Source organism: Kitasatospora sp. NPDC127121 (genome assembly GCF_042677305.1).
Classification (GTDB): Bacteria; Actinomycetota; Actinomycetes; order Streptomycetales; family Streptomycetaceae; genus Kitasatospora.
This window is the reverse complement of the sequence record NZ_JBHXTQ010000115.1, coordinates 1-19,832: the sequence shown is the minus strand read 5'-3', so window position 1 is coordinate 19,832 and position 19,832 is coordinate 1. Positions and strand designations below refer to the sequence as shown.

Annotated in this window: 18 protein-coding genes; 7 read left to right on the top strand and 11 right to left on the bottom strand. The window is 73.9% G+C overall.

The genetic code is table 11. The annotated features are described in order from the left end of the window. Positions 1-148 precede the first annotated feature (148 nt). The 3 genes from trpD to ACFVHI_RS34750 are packed head-to-tail and all read right to left on the bottom strand — an operon-like array spanning position 149 to position 3,322. Positions 149-1,210 (bottom strand): anthranilate phosphoribosyltransferase, encoded by a 1,062-nt coding sequence (gene trpD, locus ACFVHI_RS34760; protein WP_380345906.1) that lies wholly within the window; start codon positions 1,208-1,210, stop codon positions 149-151. 40 nt (positions 1,211-1,250) lie between these two features. Next, positions 1,251-1,826, bottom strand: coding sequence for an aminodeoxychorismate/anthranilate synthase component II (locus ACFVHI_RS34755; RefSeq protein ID WP_063349726.1), 576 nt, complete (start codon positions 1,824-1,826; stop codon positions 1,251-1,253). Next, positions 1,823-3,322, bottom strand: a complete 1,500-nt coding sequence (locus ACFVHI_RS34750; protein WP_380345904.1) for an anthranilate synthase component I family protein — start codon at positions 3,320-3,322, stop codon at positions 1,823-1,825. The genes ACFVHI_RS34755 and ACFVHI_RS34750 overlap by 4 nt, the downstream gene beginning before the upstream one ends. 195 nt (positions 3,323-3,517) lie before the next feature. Between ACFVHI_RS34750 and ACFVHI_RS34745 the strand changes: the two genes are divergently transcribed. Further along, positions 3,518-4,861 carry a class II 3-deoxy-7-phosphoheptulonate synthase gene (locus ACFVHI_RS34745; RefSeq protein WP_063351485.1) on the top strand — a complete coding sequence of 448 codons (1,344 nt, stop codon included), beginning with the start codon at positions 3,518-3,520 and terminating at the stop codon, positions 4,859-4,861. A 270-nt stretch (positions 4,862-5,131) separates the two neighbouring features. Beyond that, positions 5,132-8,221, top strand: coding sequence for a BTAD domain-containing putative transcriptional regulator (locus ACFVHI_RS34740; RefSeq protein WP_380345902.1), 3,090 nt, complete (start codon positions 5,132-5,134; stop codon positions 8,219-8,221). Here ACFVHI_RS34740 and ACFVHI_RS34735 read toward each other — a convergent pair. Then, entirely contained in the window at positions 8,218-8,556 is a 339-nt protein-coding gene (locus ACFVHI_RS34735) for a hydroxyisourate hydrolase (protein ID WP_063349729.1), read from the bottom strand. The two genes, ACFVHI_RS34740 and ACFVHI_RS34735, sit on opposite strands and share 4 nt — an antisense overlap. Before the next feature lie 301 nt (positions 8,557-8,857). Here ACFVHI_RS34735 and ACFVHI_RS34730 point away from each other — a divergent pair, with 301 nt between their 5' ends. The 5 genes from ACFVHI_RS34730 to ACFVHI_RS34710 all read left to right on the top strand — a co-directional run bounded on the left by ACFVHI_RS34730 (position 8,858) and on the right by ACFVHI_RS34710 (position 14,156). Then, the gene (locus ACFVHI_RS34730) at positions 8,858-10,051 is read left to right on the top strand and encodes a LeuA family protein (RefSeq protein ID WP_063349730.1); all 1,194 of its coding nucleotides are present in this window, start codon (positions 8,858-8,860) and stop codon (positions 10,049-10,051) included. Further along, positions 10,051-11,451 (top strand): 3-isopropylmalate dehydratase large subunit, encoded by a 1,401-nt coding sequence (gene leuC / locus ACFVHI_RS34725; RefSeq protein ID WP_063349731.1) that lies wholly within the window; start codon positions 10,051-10,053, stop codon positions 11,449-11,451. Before ACFVHI_RS34730 ends, leuC begins: the two co-directional genes overlap by 1 nt. Before the next feature lie 100 nt (positions 11,452-11,551). Further along, a complete protein-coding gene (leuD, locus tag ACFVHI_RS34720) occupies positions 11,552-12,190 on the top strand; it encodes a 3-isopropylmalate dehydratase small subunit (RefSeq protein WP_063349732.1) in 639 nt (212 codons plus the stop codon). A gap of 119 nt (positions 12,191-12,309) precedes the next feature. Continuing rightward, a complete protein-coding gene (locus ACFVHI_RS34715; RefSeq protein WP_063349733.1) occupies positions 12,310-13,347 on the top strand; it encodes an isocitrate/isopropylmalate dehydrogenase family protein in 1,038 nt (345 codons plus the stop codon). Positions 13,348-13,739: 392 nt separating this feature from the next. Next, positions 13,740-14,156, top strand: a complete 417-nt coding sequence (locus ACFVHI_RS34710; protein ID WP_063349734.1) for a metalloregulator ArsR/SmtB family transcription factor — start codon at positions 13,740-13,742, stop codon at positions 14,154-14,156. A 10-nt stretch (positions 14,157-14,166) separates the two neighbouring features. Here ACFVHI_RS34710 and ACFVHI_RS34705 read toward each other — a convergent pair whose 3' ends face one another. From ACFVHI_RS34705 to ACFVHI_RS34675, 7 genes are all read right to left on the bottom strand, one after another. Continuing rightward, complete coding sequence (locus ACFVHI_RS34705; RefSeq protein ID WP_380345899.1) at positions 14,167-15,555, bottom strand: nitrate/sulfonate/bicarbonate ABC transporter ATP-binding protein; 1,389 nt, start codon at positions 15,553-15,555, stop codon at positions 14,167-14,169. A 33-nt stretch (positions 15,556-15,588) separates the two neighbouring features. After that, positions 15,589-17,346 carry an ABC transporter permease gene (locus ACFVHI_RS34700; protein WP_380345897.1) on the bottom strand — a complete coding sequence of 586 codons (1,758 nt, stop codon included), beginning with the start codon at positions 17,344-17,346 and terminating at the stop codon, positions 15,589-15,591. Between the two features lie 289 nt (positions 17,347-17,635). Then, positions 17,636-18,001, bottom strand: coding sequence for a hypothetical protein (locus tag ACFVHI_RS34695; RefSeq protein ID WP_063349737.1), 366 nt, complete (start codon positions 17,999-18,001; stop codon positions 17,636-17,638). After that, entirely contained in the window at positions 17,998-18,459 is a 462-nt protein-coding gene (locus ACFVHI_RS34690) for a hypothetical protein (protein WP_107452946.1), read from the bottom strand. The genes ACFVHI_RS34695 and ACFVHI_RS34690 overlap by 4 nt, the downstream gene beginning before the upstream one ends. 100 nt (positions 18,460-18,559) lie before the next feature. Then, the gene (locus tag ACFVHI_RS34685) at positions 18,560-18,967 is read right to left on the bottom strand and encodes a winged helix-turn-helix domain-containing protein (RefSeq protein WP_063349738.1); all 408 of its coding nucleotides are present in this window, start codon (positions 18,965-18,967) and stop codon (positions 18,560-18,562) included. Between the two features lie 66 nt (positions 18,968-19,033). Further along, the gene (locus tag ACFVHI_RS34680) at positions 19,034-19,300 is read right to left on the bottom strand and encodes a hypothetical protein (protein WP_063349739.1); all 267 of its coding nucleotides are present in this window, start codon (positions 19,298-19,300) and stop codon (positions 19,034-19,036) included. 73 nt (positions 19,301-19,373) lie between these two features. Beyond that, positions 19,374-19,646: a hypothetical protein gene (locus ACFVHI_RS34675; protein WP_063349740.1), complete on the bottom strand. Its 273-nt coding sequence runs from the start codon at positions 19,644-19,646 to the stop codon at positions 19,374-19,376. Positions 19,647-19,832: the final 186 nt, after the last annotated feature.

Genomic DNA, 19,832 nt, shown 5'->3' with positions numbered 1-19,832 from the left:
GGGGTCCGGTCGGGGGGCGTCGCGGTGTCGCGCCCCCCCCCGCCCCCCCCGGCCGGCCCCGCGGGCGCCCCCCCCCGCGGCGGCCCCCGCGGCCCCGTCGGCGTCGCGCCCCGGTGCCGCCGCCCGACGACGGCGGCCCGGTGGCGGCTCAGTCCGGCCGCCCCGCGCGCGGCGGCCCGCTCTCGGCCCAGCGCTTCAGCAGGGCGGCCGCCGCGCCCGAGTCGACCGCCTCGGCGGCCCGGGGCAGCGCGGCCGCCAGCCGCTCGACGACCGGCTGTTCGGAGGGCGTCAGCGCCGCCAGGCCAGCCGCCGCGGACAGCAGGACGGCGTCGCGGACGGGGCCCTGCTCGCCGTCCAGGACGGCGTGGACCACGCCCGCGTTGTGGGCGGCGTCGCCGCCGCGCAGCGCGTCCGGGGCCGCCGTGGCGATCCCGAGTTCGCGCGGATCGAGCCGCTCCTGCACGAACCGGCCGGTGGTCGCCGTCCAGACCGTCGAGGTGGTGGAGACGGACAGTTCGTCGAGGCCGTCGTCGCCCCGGAAGACCAGCGCGTCCACGCCCTGGCGGGCGAACACGGCGGCGATCAGCGGGCCCAGCCGGGGATCGGCGACGCCGACCGCCATGGCCGTGGGCGAGGCCGGGTTGGTCAGCGGGCCCAGCGCGTTGAACGCCGTCGGAACGCCCAACTCCTTGCGGGCGACGGCCGCGTGGCGGAACGCCGGGTGGAAGGCGGGGGCGAAGCAGAAGCCGATCCCGACCTCGCGCACCGAGCGGGCCACCTCCTCGGCCGAGAGCTCCAGCGCGATGCCGAGCCGCTCCAGCACGTCCGCCGAGCCGGAGGCGGAGGAGGCCGAGCGGTTGCCGTGCTTGACCACCCGGGCCCCGGCGGCGGCCGCCACGATCGCGGCCATGGTGGACACGTTCACGGTCTTCGCGCCGTCCCCGCCGGTGCCGACGATGTCCAGCGTCGGCCCCGGCACGTCGACCCGCACCGTGTGCTCGCGCGCGGCCCGAACCAGCCCGTCGACCTCCTCGGCGGTCTCGCCCTTGGCCCGCAGCGCCACCAGGAACCCGGCCAGCTGCGCCGGCGCCGCCTCGCCGCGCATCACCCGGTCCATCGCCCAGGCGGTGTCGGCGGTGCTCAGGTCCGTCCCGCCGATCAGCGCCGCGAGCAGCTGCGGCCAGCTGCGCGATTCACCATTCCCTGTCACTGGTCACCCATTCCGCTCGTCGATTCCGATGTGCGTGCGGTCAGCGCCCGGCGCCGACCGCGAGGAAGTTCTCCAGCAGCTGCATGCCGCCGGTGGTGGTGATGCTCTCGGGGTGGAACTGCACCGACTCGATGGGCAGGCTGCGGTGCCGCATGCCCATGACGTAGCCGTCGTCGTCGGCGGTCGCGGTGAGTTCCAGGTCCTCGGGCAGCGGCTGGGTGACGATCAGGGAGTGGTACCTGGTCGCGGTGAGGCTGTTGCCGAGGCCGGCGAACAGGCCGCGCCCGTCGTGCGTCACGGTGCTGGTGCGCCCGTGCATCAGCCGGTCGGCGACCTGGACCCGCCCGCCGAACGCCAGGCCGATCGCCTGGTGGCCCAGGCACACGCCGAGCAGCGGGACCTTCCCGGCGAAGTGGTGGACGAGCTCGACGTGGCCGGAGGCCGCCGGGTGCCCGGGGCCGGGGCCGAGCACGACCGCGTCGGGCGCGGTCGCGGCCAGCTGCTCGGGGGTGCGGGTGTGCGAGCGGACCACCTCGGTGTCCGCGCCGAGCGCCCGCAGGTACTGGTCGATGATGTGGACGAAGCTGTCCCGCGCGTCCACCAGCAGAACCTTCACGCCGTCAACTCCTCACCCGTCAGGGCCCAGTAGGCGGCGCCCAGCTTCGCCAACGTCTCGTTCCACTCGCCCTCGGGGGTCGAGTCGGCGACGATCCCCGCGGAACTCTGCACGGAGTACACCGCGCCGTCGTGCGCGATCGTGCGGATGCACAGCGCCAGTTCGCTCCAGCCGCCGACGTCGATCAGGCCGACGGCGCCGGCGTAGGCCCCGCGCGGCTCCCGCTCGATCTCGTGGATGATCTCCATGGCGCGCAGCTTGGGCGCGCCGGTCATGGTGCCGGCCGGGAAGGTCGCGCACAGCGACCGCCACACGTCGGCGTCCTCCTCCAGTTCGGCGCTGACCGTGGACACCAGGTGGAAGACGTGCGAGAAGGTCTCCACCACCATCAGGTCGTCGGCCGTCAGGGTGTGCGGCTTGCAGACCCGGCTGATGTCGTTGCGGGAGAGGTCGACGAGCATGACGTGCTCGGCCTGCTCCTTGGTGCTCGCCAGCAGGGCCTTGATCCGCCGCTCGTTCTCCTCCTCGTCCTGGTCGCGGCGCGTGGTGCCGGCGATCGGGCGCATCACGATCCGGCCGTCCTCGATCCGGAACAGCAGCTCGGGGCTGGCGCCGATCAGCGTGCCCTCGCCGTTCGGGAGCAGGTACATGTGCGGGGAGGGGTTGCGCGAGCGCAGCCGCCGGTAGACCTCGACCGGCGTCAGCGCGGTGCGGACGTCGATCCGGTGGCCGACCTGGATCTGGTAGATGTCGCCGACCCCGATGTGCTCCAGGCAGCGCCGGACCCAGCCGTGGAAGGTGTCGCGGTCCACGCTGTCGTGCACGGACTGCGGGCGGGCGGCCGGCGGGCACGCGGCCTGCGGCTCCTGCCCGGCCGCCTCCCGGGCCGCGCCCGCGAGGTCGTGCCGGCCGTGCTCGCCGAAGGCCGGGCTGTCGGCCGTCCGCAGGACCGGCGCGCCGTCGGTGCCGTAGTGCACGCTGTCGCGGAACAGCGTCAGCACGGCGTCCGGGCGGGCCGGCGGCAGCGCCCGGGCCGGCAGGTCCTCCATGTGCCAGGCCGCGTCGTAGCCGAACCGGGCCAGGAAGCCGAAGTGGAAGCGGTCGCCGGGCAGGCCAGGCTCCAGGCCGAACAGGCCCTGCGCGCGCCGCAGGAACTCCCAGACGCGGGCCGGGTCGGGGGCCTCCAGCCGCCCGGGGGCGTCCGCGGCGGGGGTGAGGCCCGCCGCCTCGGCGGTCGCCCGCAGCACCGGGGCGAGCTCCGCGATCCCGTCGATCTCCAGGTACGAGCCGTACAGCCGGATCTCGGCGAGCGGACCGCAGCCGAGCACCGCGGGCCCGCCCTGCCGGCCGGACTCGGTCAGGCTCTCCAGCAGGTACACCTGCTCCGCGCCGAGCCGGTCGCCCAGCCGCGTGTACAGCTCCAGCGGGTCGTGCGGCGGCAGCGGCGCGGTGCCGAGCCGGACGGCGAACGGAGGGTGCGATGGCGCGTCTGGCATCGGAATCCTCATCGTGAATGGCCGGCTGGGTACGGCCGGTGAACGAATGGCCCCCAGTCAATCCGTTCGTCCCGGAAGGCGGTCAGACCAGTTCTCCGGTGTGGGAGCAGGCCAATTCGCGGACGCTTGACCTTCTTTCCGCGGCCGGGCTGCAATGAGCGGGCCAGCGATTTCCGTTCCCATCCGAGGGCCGTGATGAATCGAATTCCGCAGACCGGAGCACCTGCCGCCTGGCGTTCCCTGCCGGCGGCCCAGCAACCGCAGTGGCCGGACCAGGCGGCGCTGCGCGAGGTGGTCGCCGACCTGTCGGCCGCCCCGCCCCTGGTCCTCGCCGAGGAGTGCGACCGGCTGACCGACCGGATGGCCGCCGTCGCCGCCGGCGAGGCCTTCGTCCTTCAGGGCGGCGACTGCGCCGAGACCTTCGGCGGCCTCACCGCGGACGCGGTCACCGCCAAGCTGCGCACCCTGCTGCAGATGGCGGTGGTGCTGACCTACGCGAGCGGCGTCCCGGTCGTGAAGATCGGCCGGCTGGCCGGGCAGTACGCCAAGCCCCGCTCCCAGCCGGACGAGACCCGTGACGGCCTCAGCCTGCCCTCCTACCGGGGCGACGCGGTCAACGGCCCGGAGTTCACCGAGGCGGCCCGCCGCCCGGACCCGGCGCGGCTGCGGCGGATGTACGAGGCGTCGGCGGTCACCCTCAACCTGGTCCGCGGCTTCGCGGCCGGCGGCAGCGCCTCCCTCTACCAGGCCCACCAGTGGAACCGCGGCTTCCTGGAGGACTCCGCCGAGGCCCGCCGCTACGAGGAACTGGCCGACGGTGTGGACCGCGCCCTGCGCTTCCTGCAAGCCTGCGGCTGCGACCCGGCCGGGCTGCTGGAGGCCGAGTTCTTCGCCAGCCACGAGGGACTGCTGCTGGACTACGAGCAGCCCCTCACCCGCACCGACCCGCGCACCGGGGCGCACTACGCCACCAGCGGGCACCTGCTCTGGGTCGGCGAGCGGACCAGGGGCCTGGACGACGCGCACATCGCCTACTTCGCCGGGATCCACAACCCGATCGCCGTCAAGCTCGGCCCCACGACCACCGCGGACGAGGTCCTCGGCTACGTCGACCGCCTCGACCCCGACCGCCGGCCCGGCCGGCTGACCTTCGTGGTGCGGATGGGCGCGGGCCGGGTGCGCGAACTGCTGCCGCCGCTGGTGGAGAAGGTCACGGCGGAGGGCGCCCGGGTCGCCTGGATCTGCGACCCGATGCACGGCAACACCGTCCAGACCGACGACGGCCGCAAGACCCGCCGCTTCGACGACATCCTGGGCGAGGTCGCCGGCTTCTTCGAGGTGCACCGGGAGCTGGGCACGCACGCCGGCGGCATCCACGTCGAGCTCACCGGCGACGACGTCACGGAGTGCCTCGGCGGCGGCGACCAGGTCCGCGCCGAGGACCTGCACCAGCGCTACGAGACGGCCTGCGACCCGCGGCTGAACCACCGCCAGTCCCTCGACCTCGCCTTCCGGGTCGCGGAGCTGATGAAGGCCTGAAACCGCCCCGGGCGACGGTTGGCCGGATCGGTGCGCGCCGATCCGGCCAACCGGCATTTCCGTGCCGATTTTTCGTGGGTCACCCGAGGGTGCGGACGCCGATCGCAACCCGTCAGGCGGCGTCTTTTGGGGAGAACTGAATAGCGTTGACCCATTGACCGGGCCGTCCTTAGAGTGCCTTGCGATCCTGCGCCTATTCCTCTGGGGGGAGTGGAAACGGTGGGGCACAGACCTGGTTCCGGCATACGCCACGACGGCAGTTCCTCACCCGTGCCCCGGGTCGAGTACCGCATTCTCGGCCCGCTCGAAGCGCTCGTCGACGCCAGGCCGCTGAACCTCGGCGGGATCCGGCAGCAGACGGTGCTCGCCGCGCTGCTCCTCGACGTCAACCGGGTGGTCAGCGTGGACCGCCTGGTCCGCGCCCTCTACGAGGAGGCCCCGCCGGCCACCGCCCGCGCGCAGTTGCAGATCAGCGTCTCCGCCCTGCGCCGGCTGTTCGCCGCGCACGGCCTCTCCGACGTCATCACCACCCACCCGCAGGGCTACATGGTGAAGGCGGCGGACGACCAGCTCGACCTGCTCCAGGCCCGCGACCGGGTCGGGAAGGCGCGGGCGCTGCGCGACCAGAAGGCGGAGGACCGCGACCGCACGGCGGAGGACCGCGACCGCAGGGCGGAGGCCCAGGACCGCAAGGCGGAGGCCGCCGCCCTCTTCCGGCAGGCGCTCGGACTGTGGCGCGGCGACCCCCTCGGCGGCCTGCCCAGCGAGTCGATCCGCTCCGCCGCCGGCCAGCTCACCGAGCAGTGGGTCGGCGCCACCGAGGAGTGCATCCAGCTCGAACTCGCGCTCGGCCGGCACGGCGCGGCCGTCGGCGAACTCCTGGGCCTGGTCGACGAGTTCCCGTTACGGGAGCGGCTGCGCGGCCAGCTGATGCTGGCGCTCTACCGCTCCGGGCGCCAGACCGAGGCGCTCCAGGTCTACCGCGACACCCGCCAGTGGATGATCGACGAACTCGGCGTCGAACCCGACCCCCGGCTGCAGCGGCTCGAACTCTCCATCCTCGCCGGCGACCCCCGGCTCGACCTGCCCGACAGCCGTCCGGCCGCCGCCCACGGAGCCCCGGCCGCCGAGCCCGCCGCCGCGCCGCCCGTGGCACCCGCCGCCCCCGCCGCCGTCCCGGAGATGCTCCCCGCCGACCTCGCCGACTTCACCGGCCGCGAGCACCTGCTCGCCGGCCTGCGCGAACGGCTGCTGCTCTCCTCCCACGACCAGTCCCGGCTGGCCGTCCCGATCGTCTCCGTCGTCGGCAAGGCCGGGGTCGGCAAGACCGCCGTGGCCGTCCACGCGGCCCACCAGATCGCCGCCGAGTTCCCCGGCGGGCAGCTCTTCGCCGACCTGCACGCCGGGGCCCCCGACACCGTCGGCCCGGCCCAGGTGCTGGAGCGCTTCCTGCGCGCCCTCGGCGTCAACGGCACCGCCATCCCCGACGGGCTGGAGGAGCGGGCCGAGATGTACCGGGCCCTGCTCGCCGAGCGCCGGGTGCTGATCGTCCTCGACAACGTCGCCACCGAGAGCCAGATCACCCCGCTGCTGCCGGGCAAGCCCACCTCGGCCGTGATCGTCACCAGCCGGCGGCACATCGGCAGCCTCGCCGGAGCCGTCCGGGTGGACGTCGACACCTTCGACCCCGAGCAGTCCGCGGAACTGCTCGGCCGGATCGCCGGCCCCGCGCGGGTGGCGGCCGAACCGGAGGCGGCGAAGGCGCTCGCCGAACTCTGCGACCACCTGCCGCTGGCGCTGCGCATCGCCGGCGCCCGGCTCGCCGCCCGGCCGCACTGGGAGATCACCGAACTGGTGGAGCGGCTGGAGGACGGGACCCGCCGGCTCGACGAGCTCAAGTACGCCGACGTCGGCATCAGGGCCGGCCTCTCGCTCACCTACGAGAGCGTCAGCGAGGACGCCCGCCGGCTGCTGCGGCGGATCGCCCTGATCGACGAGGGGCCGTTCTCCACCTGGGTCGGCATGGCGCTGCTCGACCTCCCCGAGTACCAGGTCCAGGACCTGATCGACGAACTCTCCGACGCCCAACTGCTGGACGCCGTCGGCACCGCGCCCGGCCGCCACACCCAGTACCGGCTGCACAACCTGATCCGGGTCTTCGCGCGCGAACGCCTCGTCGACGAGGAGAGCGTCGAGGAGCGGGAGGCCGCACTGGCCCGGGTGATCGGCTGCTTCCTCTACCTGCTGATCGAGGCGAGGCAGCGCGAGTACGGCCGCGACGTGCTGATCCGCGGCCGCGGCACCGCCCTGCACCCGCTGCCCGCCCGGACGGTGGACCGGCTGCTGGCCGAGCCGCTGCGGTGGTTCGCCCGGGAGCGGCCCATGCTCGTGCCCCGGGTCAGGCAGGCGGCCATGATGGGCCTCACCGCGCACTGCTGGGAACTCGCCGTCACCGCCGTGACGTTCCTGGAGACCCACGGCCGGCTCGACGACTGGCGCGACACCCACGAACTCGCCCTCGCGGCCGCCCGCAAGGGCGGCGACCGGCTCGGCCAGGCCGCCGCACTGCACTCCCTCGGCTCGCTCGCGCTGACCCGGCAGAACTTCGCCGCCGCCGAGGAGCGCTTCCGCCAGGCCGCCGGGATCTTCACCGACCTCGGCGACGACCTCGGCTCCGCCCTGACCGCCCGCGGCCTCGGCTACCTCGCCCGGGTGGACGGCCGGATCGACGAGGCGACCGCCCACTACCAGGCCGCCCTCACCGTCCTGCGGGCGAGCGGCGGCTCCGTCGCCGTCGCCTACGTGCTGCACAACCTGGCCCAGCTCAAACTGGGCGAGGGCGACGAGGAGGGCGCCGGAGAGCTCCTCGACGAGGCGCTGCGGCTCAGCCGGGAGGGCCGCGGCCGGCGGGTCGAGGCCCAGGTGCTGCACCGGATGGGCCAGAGCCACCTGGAACGCGGCGGCTACGACCGGGCCCTGGAGGCCTTCTCCCGCGCCCTCGACGTCGTCCGGCTGATCGGCGACCACACCGGCGAGATCTACGCCCTGCACGGCATCGGCGCGGCCCGCCACCGGCTCGGCGAGAGCGGCGAGGCCGCCCACGCCCTGCACCGCGCACTGCTCCTCGCGGAGGGCTCCAACGAGCGGCTGATCATGGGCCGGATCCTCGTCACCCTCGGCGAGTTGGCGCTCGGCACCGGGGAGGCCGACCTGGCGGTCCAGCACCTGCGGCGGGCCCGGCTGGTGTTCCGCCTGATGCGGACCCCCGCCGAGGAGGCCCGCACCCTCGACCTGCTGCGCTCCGCCCGGCTGGCCGCCGGCGACCCGGAGCCCCCCGCGGGCCCGGGTCCACCGTCCTAGTCGGCGATGAAGGCCACCGCGTAGTGGTTCAGCGAGAGGGTGAGGCTCACCCGGTGCCCCGACTCGCCGTCGGAGACCCGGAAGGTGGCCGCCACCTCGGGGTGCACGGTGAACAGGCCGAGCCCGCTGAAGTACCGGTCGACGTCGAACACCAGCCGGTAGAGGCCGCGTCCGCCGTCCGTCCCGCCCCACTCCTCGATCCGGCCGCTCGCGTCCGTTCTCCGCTCGACCACCGGCACCCACTCGTTGTCGACCAGCGACTCCAGTCTCGCGTCGAGGCCGGCGGCGGTGCGCCCGTGGACGCTGTCCAGCGCTTCGACGATGACCCTCGCCATCAGCCCACCCGCCCCGGGCGCGGTAACCGGGCCGGCGGACGTTCCTCGGACGGGATATCTCGCATGAAAACCACTCCTTGCCTCAGTACACGATGCATCGGGAAAAGGGCGCGTCAAGCCTATTGTCAGGGTTCCCGCTATCGGCCCGCCATCGAATGATTATTTGTTCGAAAAGTCTTGACGGACAGTGATTCCGGACCAGTAAAGTCACCGCTGCCAGCCACAATCCTCCGCCGCCGCACACCGCGACCTCCCGTCCGGTCGCCCGTCCGGCGGCGTTCCCGAAAGAGGCGGAAAATCCATGTCTCCGAAATCCGTCCCCACCGCACGGCGGCTCCGGGTATTCGACTCGACACTGCGCGACGGCGAACAGGCCCCGGGCAACGCGATGAACCCCGACCAGAAACTGGAGCTGGCCCTCGCCATCGAGGCCACCGGCGTCGACACCATCGAGGCCGGCTTCCCCAGCTCCTCACCGCGTGACTTCGAGGCGACCAGACTGATCGCGGGCGCGCTCACCACCGCCAAGGTGGCGACCCTCAACCGGGCCGTCCGCGCGGACATCGAGCTGGCCGCCCAGGCCGGCGGCGTCGAGCGCCACCAGGTCCAGATCATGGCCACCGGCAGCGACGTCCACCTGGAGCACAAGCGCGGCCTCACCCGGGCCGAGGGCCTGCACGAGATCATCGACAGCATCCGGTTCGCCCGCGAGCTGGGCTTCACCGACATCACGCTCGGCATCGAGGACGCCAGCCGGGGCAGCGACGACCTGCTGCGCCCGATGATCGAGGCCGGCATCGAGGAGGGCGCCAACACGGTGGCGCTCGCCGACACCACCGGCTGCCTGATCCCGTCCGAGTTCGGCGCCCAGGTGGCGCGGGTCCGCTCCTGGATCCCGGACCACATCATCCTGTCCACCCACTGCCACCAGGACCTCGGGCTCTCCCTCGCCAACGCCCTGGCCGGCGTCGAGGCCGGCGCGGACGAGGTGCAGGCCACCATCGCCGGCATCGGCGAGCGCGCGGGCAACACCCCGCTGGAGGAGCTGGCCGCGGTGCTGCTCTACAAGGGCGAGCAGCTCGGCCTGACCAGCCGGCTGCGCACCGAGAAGTTCTACGAGGCCTACCAGCTGCTGGCCCGGATCATCGGAATGTCGACGCCGCGCAACAAGGCGATATTCGGGGAGAACGCCTTCGCCACCCAGGCCGGAATCCACCAGGCCGGAATGCTGCGCAATCCGGTGACCTACGAATACGTCGAGCCGCACAGCTTCGGCCGCGAGCGCGGAATTCTCATCGGCCGGCACTCCGGGCGCAATGTGGTCCGCAACCTGTTCGACCAGATGGGAATCGGCGCCGAGCACGACCTGCTCGACGAGATCTACGAGACCTACATCGCGGGCCGCGCCGACGGCACCTGCATCGAACTGGGCGAGCTGCGCGAGATCATCGCCGAGCGCCTGGAGCGCACCAGCGAGATGGCGGTGGCCAGCTGATGGGCGGCACCGAGCGCAACCTGATCGAGAAGGTCTGGCAGAGCCACGTCGTCGACCAGGCACCGGGCGAGCCCGACCTGCTCTACATCGACCTGCACCTGCTCCACGAGGCGAGTTCCCCGCAGGCCTTCGACGGCCTCCAGCTGGCCGGCCGCCGGGTCCGCCGGCCCGACCTCGCGCTCGCCCTCGAAGACCACAACGTGCCCACCAACACGCTGCTGGTCAAGGACGCGATGGGCAGCGCCCAGCTGGAGCGCCTGCGCGAGAACTGCGAGGAGCAGGGGATCGAGCTGTTCTCGCTCGGCGACGACCGGCAGGGCATCGTGCACGTGGTGGCGCCCGAACTGGGCTTCGTACGCCCCGGCATGACCGTGGTGTGCGGCGACAGCCACACCTCCACGCACGGCGCCTTCGGGGCGCTCGCCTTCGGCGTCGGCACCAGCGACGTCGAGCACGTGCTCGCCACCCAGACGCTGGCGCTCCAGCGCCCCCGGACGATGTCCGTCGAGTTCGTCGGCGAGCCGCCGGCCGACGTCACGCCGAAGGACCTGATCCTCGCGCTGATCGCGCACATCGGCGCCAACGGCGCCAACGGCTACGCGATCGAGTACCGCGGCAAGGCCGTCGAGAACCTCTCCATGGAGGGGCGGATGACGGTCTGCAACATGAGCATCGAGGCGGGCGCCCGCGCCGGCCTGATCGCCCCCGACGACACCACGCTCGCCTACCTGCGCGAGCGCTGGGACCCGGCCGCCGAGGCCGACTGGGACGAGGCCGTCAGCTACTGGCAGTCCCTGCGCACCGACGAGGGCGCCGCCTTCGACCGCGTCGTCGAACTGGACGTCACCGGGCTCAAGCCCTTCGTCACCTGGGGCACCAACCCCGGCCAGGCCGTCCCGCTGGACGCCGCGGTGCCGGCGCCCGAGACCTTCGCGACCCCCGCCGAGCAGCAGGCCGCGCGCCGCGCCCTGGAGTACATGGGCCTCGAACCGGACGTCGCCCTGCGGGACGTCGAGATCAACACGGTCTTCCTCGGCTCCTGCACCAACGGCCGGATCGAGGACCTGCGGGCCGCCGCCGATGTGCTGCGCGGCCGCAAGGTCTCCGACCGGATCACCATGCTCGTCGTCCCCGGCTCGATGGCCGTCCGGGCCCAGGCCGAGGAGGAGGGCCTGGACCAGGTCTTCCTCGACGCGGGCGCGCAGTGGCGGCTCTCCGGCTGCTCGATGTGCATGGGCATCAACGCCGACCGCCTCCAGGGCATCCAGCGGGTCGCCTCCACCTCCAACCGCAACTACGAGGGCCGGCAGGGCACCCACGCCCGCACCCACCTGGTCTCGCCCGTCGTCGCCGCCGCCACCGCCGTGGTCGGCCGCCTGGCCGCGCCGACCGAGCTGTGACCGCGCCCGCCGGGCACACCCGCCCGATCCGTTCCACCGGACCGGCCCGTCCGACCCGTTCCACCGACCGCAGCCAGACCGACCAGCAGGGGGCAGAGGCATGAGGCAGCCGCTCACGGCGCACACCGGACAGGCCGTGGCCCTGTCCCGGGACGACGTCGACACCGACCAGATCATCCCGGCCGAGTTCTGCAAGCGGCTGACCAAGACCGGCTACGCCGACACCCTGTTCGGGCACTGGCGCAAGGAGCCCGGGTTCGTCCTGAACCAGCCGGAGCACCAGGACGCGAGCGTCCTGGTGGCGGGCCACAACTTCGGCACCGGCAGCTCCCGCGAGCACGCCGTGTGGGCCCTGCGCGACTGGGGCTTCCGGGCCGTCATCGCCACCAGCTTCGGCGACATCTTCCTGCGCAACGCGCTGAAGAACGGCCTGCTGGCCGTCGCCCTGCCGGTGCCCGTCGTCGCCGACCTCGCCGAACGCGCCCAGGCCGACCCGAAGTTCGAGATCACCGTCGACCTGGAGCAGCTGACCGTCGGCACCGACCTCGGGACCTGGGAGTTCGAGGCCGACCAGCGCGCCCGCTGGCTGCTGCTCAACGGCCTCGACGACATCGACGTCACCCTGCGCAAGGCCGACGCGATCGCCGCCTTCGAGCAGGGCCGCCCGGCCTGGATGACCAGCATCACCCGCGGCGCCTTCTCCTCCCCGGACACCGCGAAGCAGCGCCGGGCCTCCTGACGACCGCGCCCCCCGGCGCAGCTCCCAGGGCCGCGCGGCGGTGACCCTGCCCGACGCCCCCGGCCCGGCCGACCCGACCCACAACCGGCCGGCCCCACCCCAGAAACGGTGAGAGACCCATGACCAAGACAGTGACCGTCATCCCCGGTGACGGCATCGGCCCCGAGGTGACCAAGGAGGCCCTGGAGACCATCGAGTCGCTGGGCCTGGACCTCGCGGTCGACGTGCTCGACCACGTCAACGCCGACACCTACCTGCGGACCGGGGTCTCCCTGTCCGACGAGGACTTCGAGCGGATCAAGGCGAGCGACTCGGTGCTCTTCGGCGCCATCGGCGACCCCCGGGTGAAGACCTCGGACTACGGCCGCGGCGTCCTGCTGCGCCTGCGCTTCGACCTCGACCTGTACGTCAACCACCGCCCGGCCACCCTGCTCCAGGAGCGGCTGAGCCCGCTGCGCGACGCCCGGACCCGCGCCATCGACGCCGTGATCGTCCGGGAGAACACCGAGGGCCTCTACACCGACATCGGCGGAGTGCTGCGCGGGAACACCGTGCACGAGATGGCCGTCGACGCGGACGTCAGCACCTACATGGGCGTCTCGCGGGTGATGGAGTACGCGTACTCGATCGCCGAGCGCGGCGTCTGCATGGTCGACAAGTCCAACGCCGTCCGGCACGGCGGCCAGGTGTGGCAGCGGGTGTTCCGCGAGGCCGCCGCGAAGCACCCCGCCATCGACTCCACCCACCTCTACGTCGACGCCGCCGCGATGAAGCTGATCTCCGACCCGTCGCAGTTCGACGTGATCGTCACCAACAACTCGTACGGCGACATCCTCAGCGACCTGGCGGCCATGCTGGCCGGCGGCCTGGGCAACGCGGCCTCGGCCAACATCAACCCGGACACCGGGTTCGGCCTCTACGAGCCGGTGCACGGCAGCGCGCCCGACATCGCCGGCCAGGGCATCGGCAACCCCTTCGGCGCCATCCTCAGCTCCGCGCTGATGCTGGAGCGCCTGGGCTGGGCCGCCGAGGCTAAGGCGATCCAGCTGGCCGTCGGCACGGCCGTGGCGGAGGGCGCCTGCACGCCGGACCTCGGCGGCACCCTCACCACCGAGCAGGTCGGCGCCGCGGTCAGGGCGGCCCTCGCCGCGGCCTGACGGCATGACCCGCCCCCACCCCCCCCAACCGCCCCCCTGGGCGCCCCAACCACCACGGCGGCCGGGTGCGGACACCCCGACACCGCCCGGCGGGCGGGCGTCCGAAGGCGGACCCAGGCCGCTCAGCCCCAGGGATTGTGCTCGTGCGATCCGCTGACCGCGGTACGGAACGTGGTGTGCTCGATCATCTCGTACGGACTCCAACTCCTGGACGGCGCGGCCGGTCGGCTGCGGTGGAAAGGATGGCTGAAGCCTGGCAGCCCCGGCCATCGGCCCGCTATCGACGCCCGCTGGGTATGCCCGCCGGCGACGCCCGCGCCCGGCCGGACGGCACCGGCTTCGGCGCCGCCGGGGCGCCGGGGCGGTGGGGCCGGCTCGGTAGGATCCCTGGCATGGGTGCGCAGGAAGAGGCGTGGGACACGGACGCGGCGGAGCGGGCGGTCGCGGTGCTGAAGGCGGTCGCCGACCCGTCCCGGTACCGGCTGCTCTGGGCGCTGACCCGGCGGGAGCTGCCGGTCAGCGAACTGGCGGAACTGCTGGGCGCGCACGTGGCGGCGACCTCGCAGCACCTGGCCAGGCTGCGGGCGGCCGGGCTGGTCGTCTCGCGCCGGGAGGGCACCCGGATCTTCTACCGCGCCGCCGAGGTGCGCGGCCTGCTGACGGAGGCGGCGCTGATCGCCAACGACCTGCCCGGGCGCGGTGACGGCGGCGACGGCGGCGGTACCGGCCCGGCCGCCGCGACGGCCGAGCAGCCGTTCGCCCGCGCCGTCCGCTCCGCCCGCCGCCGCCCGGCCACCGGCCAGGCCTGACTCCGGGGCTTCAGGCGGTCTCCTCGTCGAGCCGGTACTCCCGCAGGGCGGCGTCGTAGCCGAACAGCCCGGCGTAGCGGCCCCAGTCGGTGGCGGTCTCCAACTGCCGGTCGACCTGTTCGCTGGTGTAGTGGTGGGCGAGCAGGTCGCGGAAGAAGCCGGCGTGCACGGCGGCGCCGGGGCGGCCGCGCAGGCCGTTGGTGATCAGCCGGACCAGCGGGACGTCCACCGCGGCACCGGCGAAGATGGTCCGGGACTCCTGGACGTCGGCTCCGGCGAAGGCGGTGCCGGCCTCGGTGAGCAGCAGGTCGTCGCCGTGGATCTCGGCGAAGCCGAGCAGGTCGAGGGCGTCGAGCTGGGGGAGCATGTCGTCGATGTCGAGGCCGAGTTCGTCCGCGAGGTCGGCGAGGTCGCAGCAGCCGCCGCGGTGGGCGATCATCGCGGCGAGGCCGGCGAGGCCGTCCACGCTGGCGGTGGGCAGCGGGGTGTTGGCGACGGTGCGCCGGTCGGGCCGGGCGCCGTCGGCGCGGCCGGGCAGGCGGGTCTCCTTGGGGCGTCCGGTCATGATCCGGTAGACCCGGTCGACGAGTTCGTCGAAGGCGGCGGCGTCGCGGTCGCGGGGCCGGTCGAGGTCGACCTCGACGGTCTCCCGGATGGTGCCGTACGGGCGGGAGCCGAGGACGACGATGCGGTCGGCCATCAGGACCGCCTCCTCGATGTTGTGGGTGACCAGGACGACGGCGCGGGTGGGGAACTGGCCGGACTCCCACAGTTCCAGCAGCTCGCCGCGCAGGTTCTCGGCGGTGAGGACGTCCAGCGCGGAGAAGGGCTCGTCCATCATCAGCACGTCCGGTTCGACGACCAGGGCGCGGGCGAAGCCGACGCGCTGGCGCATGCCGCCGGAGAGCTCCTTGGGGTAGGCGGACTCGAAGCCGGCCAGGCCGATCAGGTCGATGGCCTGGACGGCGGCCTCGGCGCGCTCCCGGGGCGGCACGCCGCGGGCCTCCAGGCCGAGTTCGACGTTCTGCCGGACGGTCAGCCAGGGCAGCAGCGCGAAGGTCTGGAACACCAGGGCGGTGCCCGGGTTGGCGCCGGTGAGCGGGGTGCCGCGGTAGGCGACGGTGCCGGAGCTGGGCGGGATCAGCCCGGACAGGCAGCGCAGCAGGGTGGACTTGCCGGAGCCGGAGCGGCCGAGCAGGGCGACGATCTCGCCGGCCCGGACGGTGAGGTCGATGCCGGACAGCACGGGCAGCGCGCCGTCGGCGCCGGCGTAGGCCTTGGTGAGGCCGACGGTCTCCAGCAGGACCTCGCCGTCGGCGGGGGAGAACACAGCAGCAGCAGCAGCATCAGCGGCGGCGGGCGGTGCGGGGCGGGCGGCGCGCGGGAACGGGAAGCGCATACGGGGACCTCCGGGGCGGGGAGCGGGCGCGGGTCAGAGCGAGTAGCGGCGCTCGGCCAGGCGGTAGAGGCGGCGCCAGAGCAGCCGGTTGAGGGCGACGACGTACAGGCTCATCACCGCCACCCCGGCGAGCAGGTGCGGGTAGTCGCCGCGCTCGGTGGCCCGCGCGATGTACGCGCCGAGGCCGGTGGCGGTGAGCGTGGTGCCGCCGAAGGTGACGACCTCGGAGACGATGGAGGCGTTCCAGGCGCCGCCGGAGGCGGTGAGGCCGCCGGTGACGTAGGCCGGGAAGATCCCGGGGATGATCAGCCGCCGCCAGCGCTGCCAGCCGCGCACGCCGAGGTCGTCCATGGCCTCGCGCAGGTCGGTGGGGATGGCCATGGCGCCGGCGATGGTGTTGAACAGGATGTACCACTGGGCGCCGAGGGCCATCAGCAGGACGCCGCCGAGGTCGATCGACAGCCCGGTCCGCAGCAGCAGCCAGACGACCAGCGGGAAGAGGAAGTTGGCCGGGAAGCTGGCGAGCACCTGCACCAGCGGCTGGGCGATCCGGGTCAGCCGGGGGGAGAAGCCGATCCGCACGCCGACCGGCACCCAGACCAGGGTGGCGACGGTCACCAGGACGACGACCCGGGCGAGCGTGGCGAGGCCGAGCAGCAGCGGTTCGCCGAACACGCCGAGGCCGGTCGCGCCGTGCAGGTAGCGGCCGAGGTCGACCAGGCCCCAGAGCACGAGGCCGCCGGCGACGGCGGCGAAGACGGCGTCCCCGGCGCGCCGCCGCCCGGGGTCGACGGCCAGCGGGCGGTCGTCGGTGCCCAGCAGGCGCCCGGCCCGGGAGAGCGCCCGCCACCCCGGGCGCAGCAGCCGGCCGAGCAGTCCGGGCCAGTGCGAGCGGCGCAGCAGGTCCAGCACGACGGAGCGCTGCACCTCGGTGGCCTCGGACTGCTCGTTCTTGAAGCGTTCGGCCCAGGCCGTGAGCGGGCGCCAGAACAGCAGGTTGACGCCGACCACCAGGACGGCCATGGTGGCGATCGCCCAGCCGACCCGGCCGAGGTCGCCGGCGGCGATGGCCGCGCCCGCGTAGGAGCCGACGCCGGGCAGCGCGTAGCCCTGGTCGTCGACGCTGATCGCCTCGGAGGCGACCAGGAAGAACCAGCCGCCGCCGAAGCTCAGCATGCCGTTCCAGACCAGGCCGATCATGCCCGAGGGCAGTTCGACCTTCCAGAACCGCATCCACCGGGTGAAGCGGAACGAGCGTGACAGCTCGTCGAGTTCGGGCGGCAGCGAGACCAGCGAGCAGTAGAAGCCGAAGGTCATGTTCCAGGCCTGGGAGGTGAAGATGGCGAACACCGCCGCGCACTCCAGGCCCAGCACGGAGCCGGGGAACAGGGCGAGGAAGCCGGTCACCGCGACGGTCAGGAAGGCGAGCACCGGCACCGACTGGAGGATGTCCAGGGCCGGGATCAGGACCCGCTCCAGCCGGCGGCTGCGGGCCGCGGCGTAGGCGTAGCCGAAGGTGAAGACCACCGACACGGCGAGCGCGGCGAACATCCGCAGCAGCGAGCGGGCCGCGTCGTACGGCAGCCGCGCCGGGTCGGTGTCGACCGCCGCGTTCCGGCCGGTGGAGAACCGGACGGTGGTGCCCTGCCCGACCCGCAGCGCGAGGTAGAGCAGCACCAGGACGGCGGCCGCGACGAGCGCGTCCACCCAGGTCATCCGGGCCAGGCGGGCGGCCGTCCGGGACGGCAGTGAGCCCCGGGCGGCGCCCGGGGCCGGCTTCGGCAGGGTCATGGGGTGCACCTCCGGCGCGCACCCGGGGCCCCGGGGTCGGGAGAGGTGCGTGCGACGTCAGCGGGATCGGGACGAACGCCGCGTCCCCCCGGGCCGTCGTGTCAGGTGCGCGGGCGGGCGTGGGGGAGGCGGCCGGTACGGCGGCGCGTACTGGGAGGGTCTTCGCCCATGGCCGCCTCCTCCGGTGGTGTCGTCTGGTGCCGTCCCGGCCCGTCCTGCGGGCCCCGGGCAGTCTGCTCCTTCGGTACGTCCGTAGGCAAATGGATCCGGGGTTCCCCCGCGCGCCGGCTCAGGCCGTTTCGACGAACTCCAGCAGGTTGCCGACGGGGTCGGTGGTGTAGAAGCGGCGCCGGGGCGGCAGGCTCTCGTCCCACACCACGAGCACGCCGAGCTCGGACAGCCGCGAGGCGAAGTCGTCGATCTCGGAGACCGCGATGCCGGGGTGGGCCTTGGTGCTGGGGCGGAAGCGCTCCTCGATGCCGAGGTAGAGCCGGACCCGGCCGCCGTCGGCGGCGAACCAGCAGCCGCCGCCCTCGGTCAGCGGCCGGGGCTTGGGGATCTCGGCCATCTGCAGGACGTCGCCGTAGAAGGCCCGCAGCAGGGCCTCGCTGCCGGGGGGTGCGGAGAGCTGGACGTGGTCGAGGGCCGTGATCACTGCGGCCTCCTGTCGGGAGCGGTGTGGTGCCGGGCCGCGGTGACCAGCAGCCGGGCGGTCGGGGTGGACAGGTCGAGGTGGTGGGCGATCCACTGGGGGTCGTGCCCGTGGGTGGCGAACACCCAGGCGGTGTAGAGCCGGTTCAGGCCCGGGGCGCCGGGCGACAGCAGCAGCGGTCGGACCTGCTCCATCGGGAACCCGTCCAGGGAGCGGGCGCTGAACCACTGGGTGTCGTCCTCGCCGGGGGCGGCGGGCCGGGCGGTGCCGCGCCCGCTGCGGGCGAGCAGCAGGGCGAGGAGCAGTCCGGCCGCCGAGGCGCCGATGAGCACGCCGGAGAGGAAGAGCCGCAGCCGCCCCGGGGCGACGCCGACGGCGATCCCCTGGAGGGTGAGGAGGAGCAGGACGCCGCACAGCGCCGTCCCTCTGCTGGTCCAGGGGAACAGGGCGGTTCTGGTCACGGCGGTGTCCTCCTTCGGTGGGGTGGTGGCCGGCGGGGTGCCGCCGGGGCGGGCGATCGGGCCTCGGGCGGCGCGGTCAGGCGGCGCGGCCGGACGGCGGTCAGGCGACGCGGGTCAGGCGGGGGTCGTACTTGTAGCCGATCTGGCGGACGGTGGCGATCGCCTCCCGGTGGCCGGGGCCGAGCTTGCGGCGGATCCGGGCGATGTGGGTGGCGATGGTGCGGGTGTCGCCGGTGTCCGGCCGGCCCCAGACCGTCTCCATCAGCTGGCGGCGGGAGTGGACCCGCAGCGGGTTGTCGACCAGGTGCGCGAGCAGCTCGAACTCCAGGTAGGGGAGTGCCAGTTGCTGCCCGTCGACGGTGACGGTGCGCTGTTCGGGGTCCACCACCAGGCCGGTGTCCGGGTCGACGGCGGGCCGGGGGGCCGGTGCGGGGCGCGGCCGTCGGGGCGGGGCGGCGGCGGTGTGGTCCGAGAAGATGGCTTCGAGCCTGGGGTAGCGCACGGCCATGGCGGATGCTCCTTCGGCGGGTCGGTGCGGGGTCGGTGCGAATGGTTGCGAGTCGGTACGGGCTGGTCAGCGGGCGGGGTGCCAGGGGTGCCAGGAGGCTTCCAGCCGGGCGGTGCCGTCCGGGGCCGTGACGGTCCGCCAGCTGGCCCGCAGCCGGGTGGGGCGGTCGGCGGGGGCGGCGGCCGGTGCCGGGCCCCGGGCCGTGACGGCGTGCAGGACGGGGCTGTCCAGCGGGCTCTCCGCCAGGCGTCGGCCCACGGCGGCGAGCGCGGCGCGCAGGCGGCCGCGGCCGGCGGACGGGAGGGAGGGGTGGAACGCGGCGACGATGGACATGGCAGGTCACCTCCGTGACAGGACAGCGGGTGGAGGGGTGCGCGAGGGCGCGGGTGGTGCGGTCGGCGGGGCGTCAGCCGTGCGGCCGGTGGCGGGCGGCGGCGCGGCTGAGGCGGCGCGCGGCGGCCGGCGGGAGGTCCGCGAAGTCGGCGAGCCAGTCCGGGCGGTGGCCTTGGCGGGCCAGCAGGTAGGCCAGGTGCACGCGCGGCTCGTACGCGCAGGCCCGGGTGTTGGGCGTGCCGGAGTGCGGGCAGACGCCGGGGTCGTCGAGGCGGTAGTTCCTCTCGACGCCGTCGTGCAGGGCGAGGCGGACGCGCGGGCAGTGGTGGTGAAGGGCGGTGCGCATGGCCGTACTTCCTTCCTTCCCCGGGTGCGGGGCGGTCGAGGTTTCCGGGTCGGGGCCGGGGCGGCGGTACTGTCGGGCGCCGCCCCGGCGGCGGCTCAGTGGTTGAGCGCGGTCTGGACGATCTTGATGATGACCATCACCATCGCGACCAGGAGGTAGGCGCGCAGGGCGCCCATGCCGACCTTG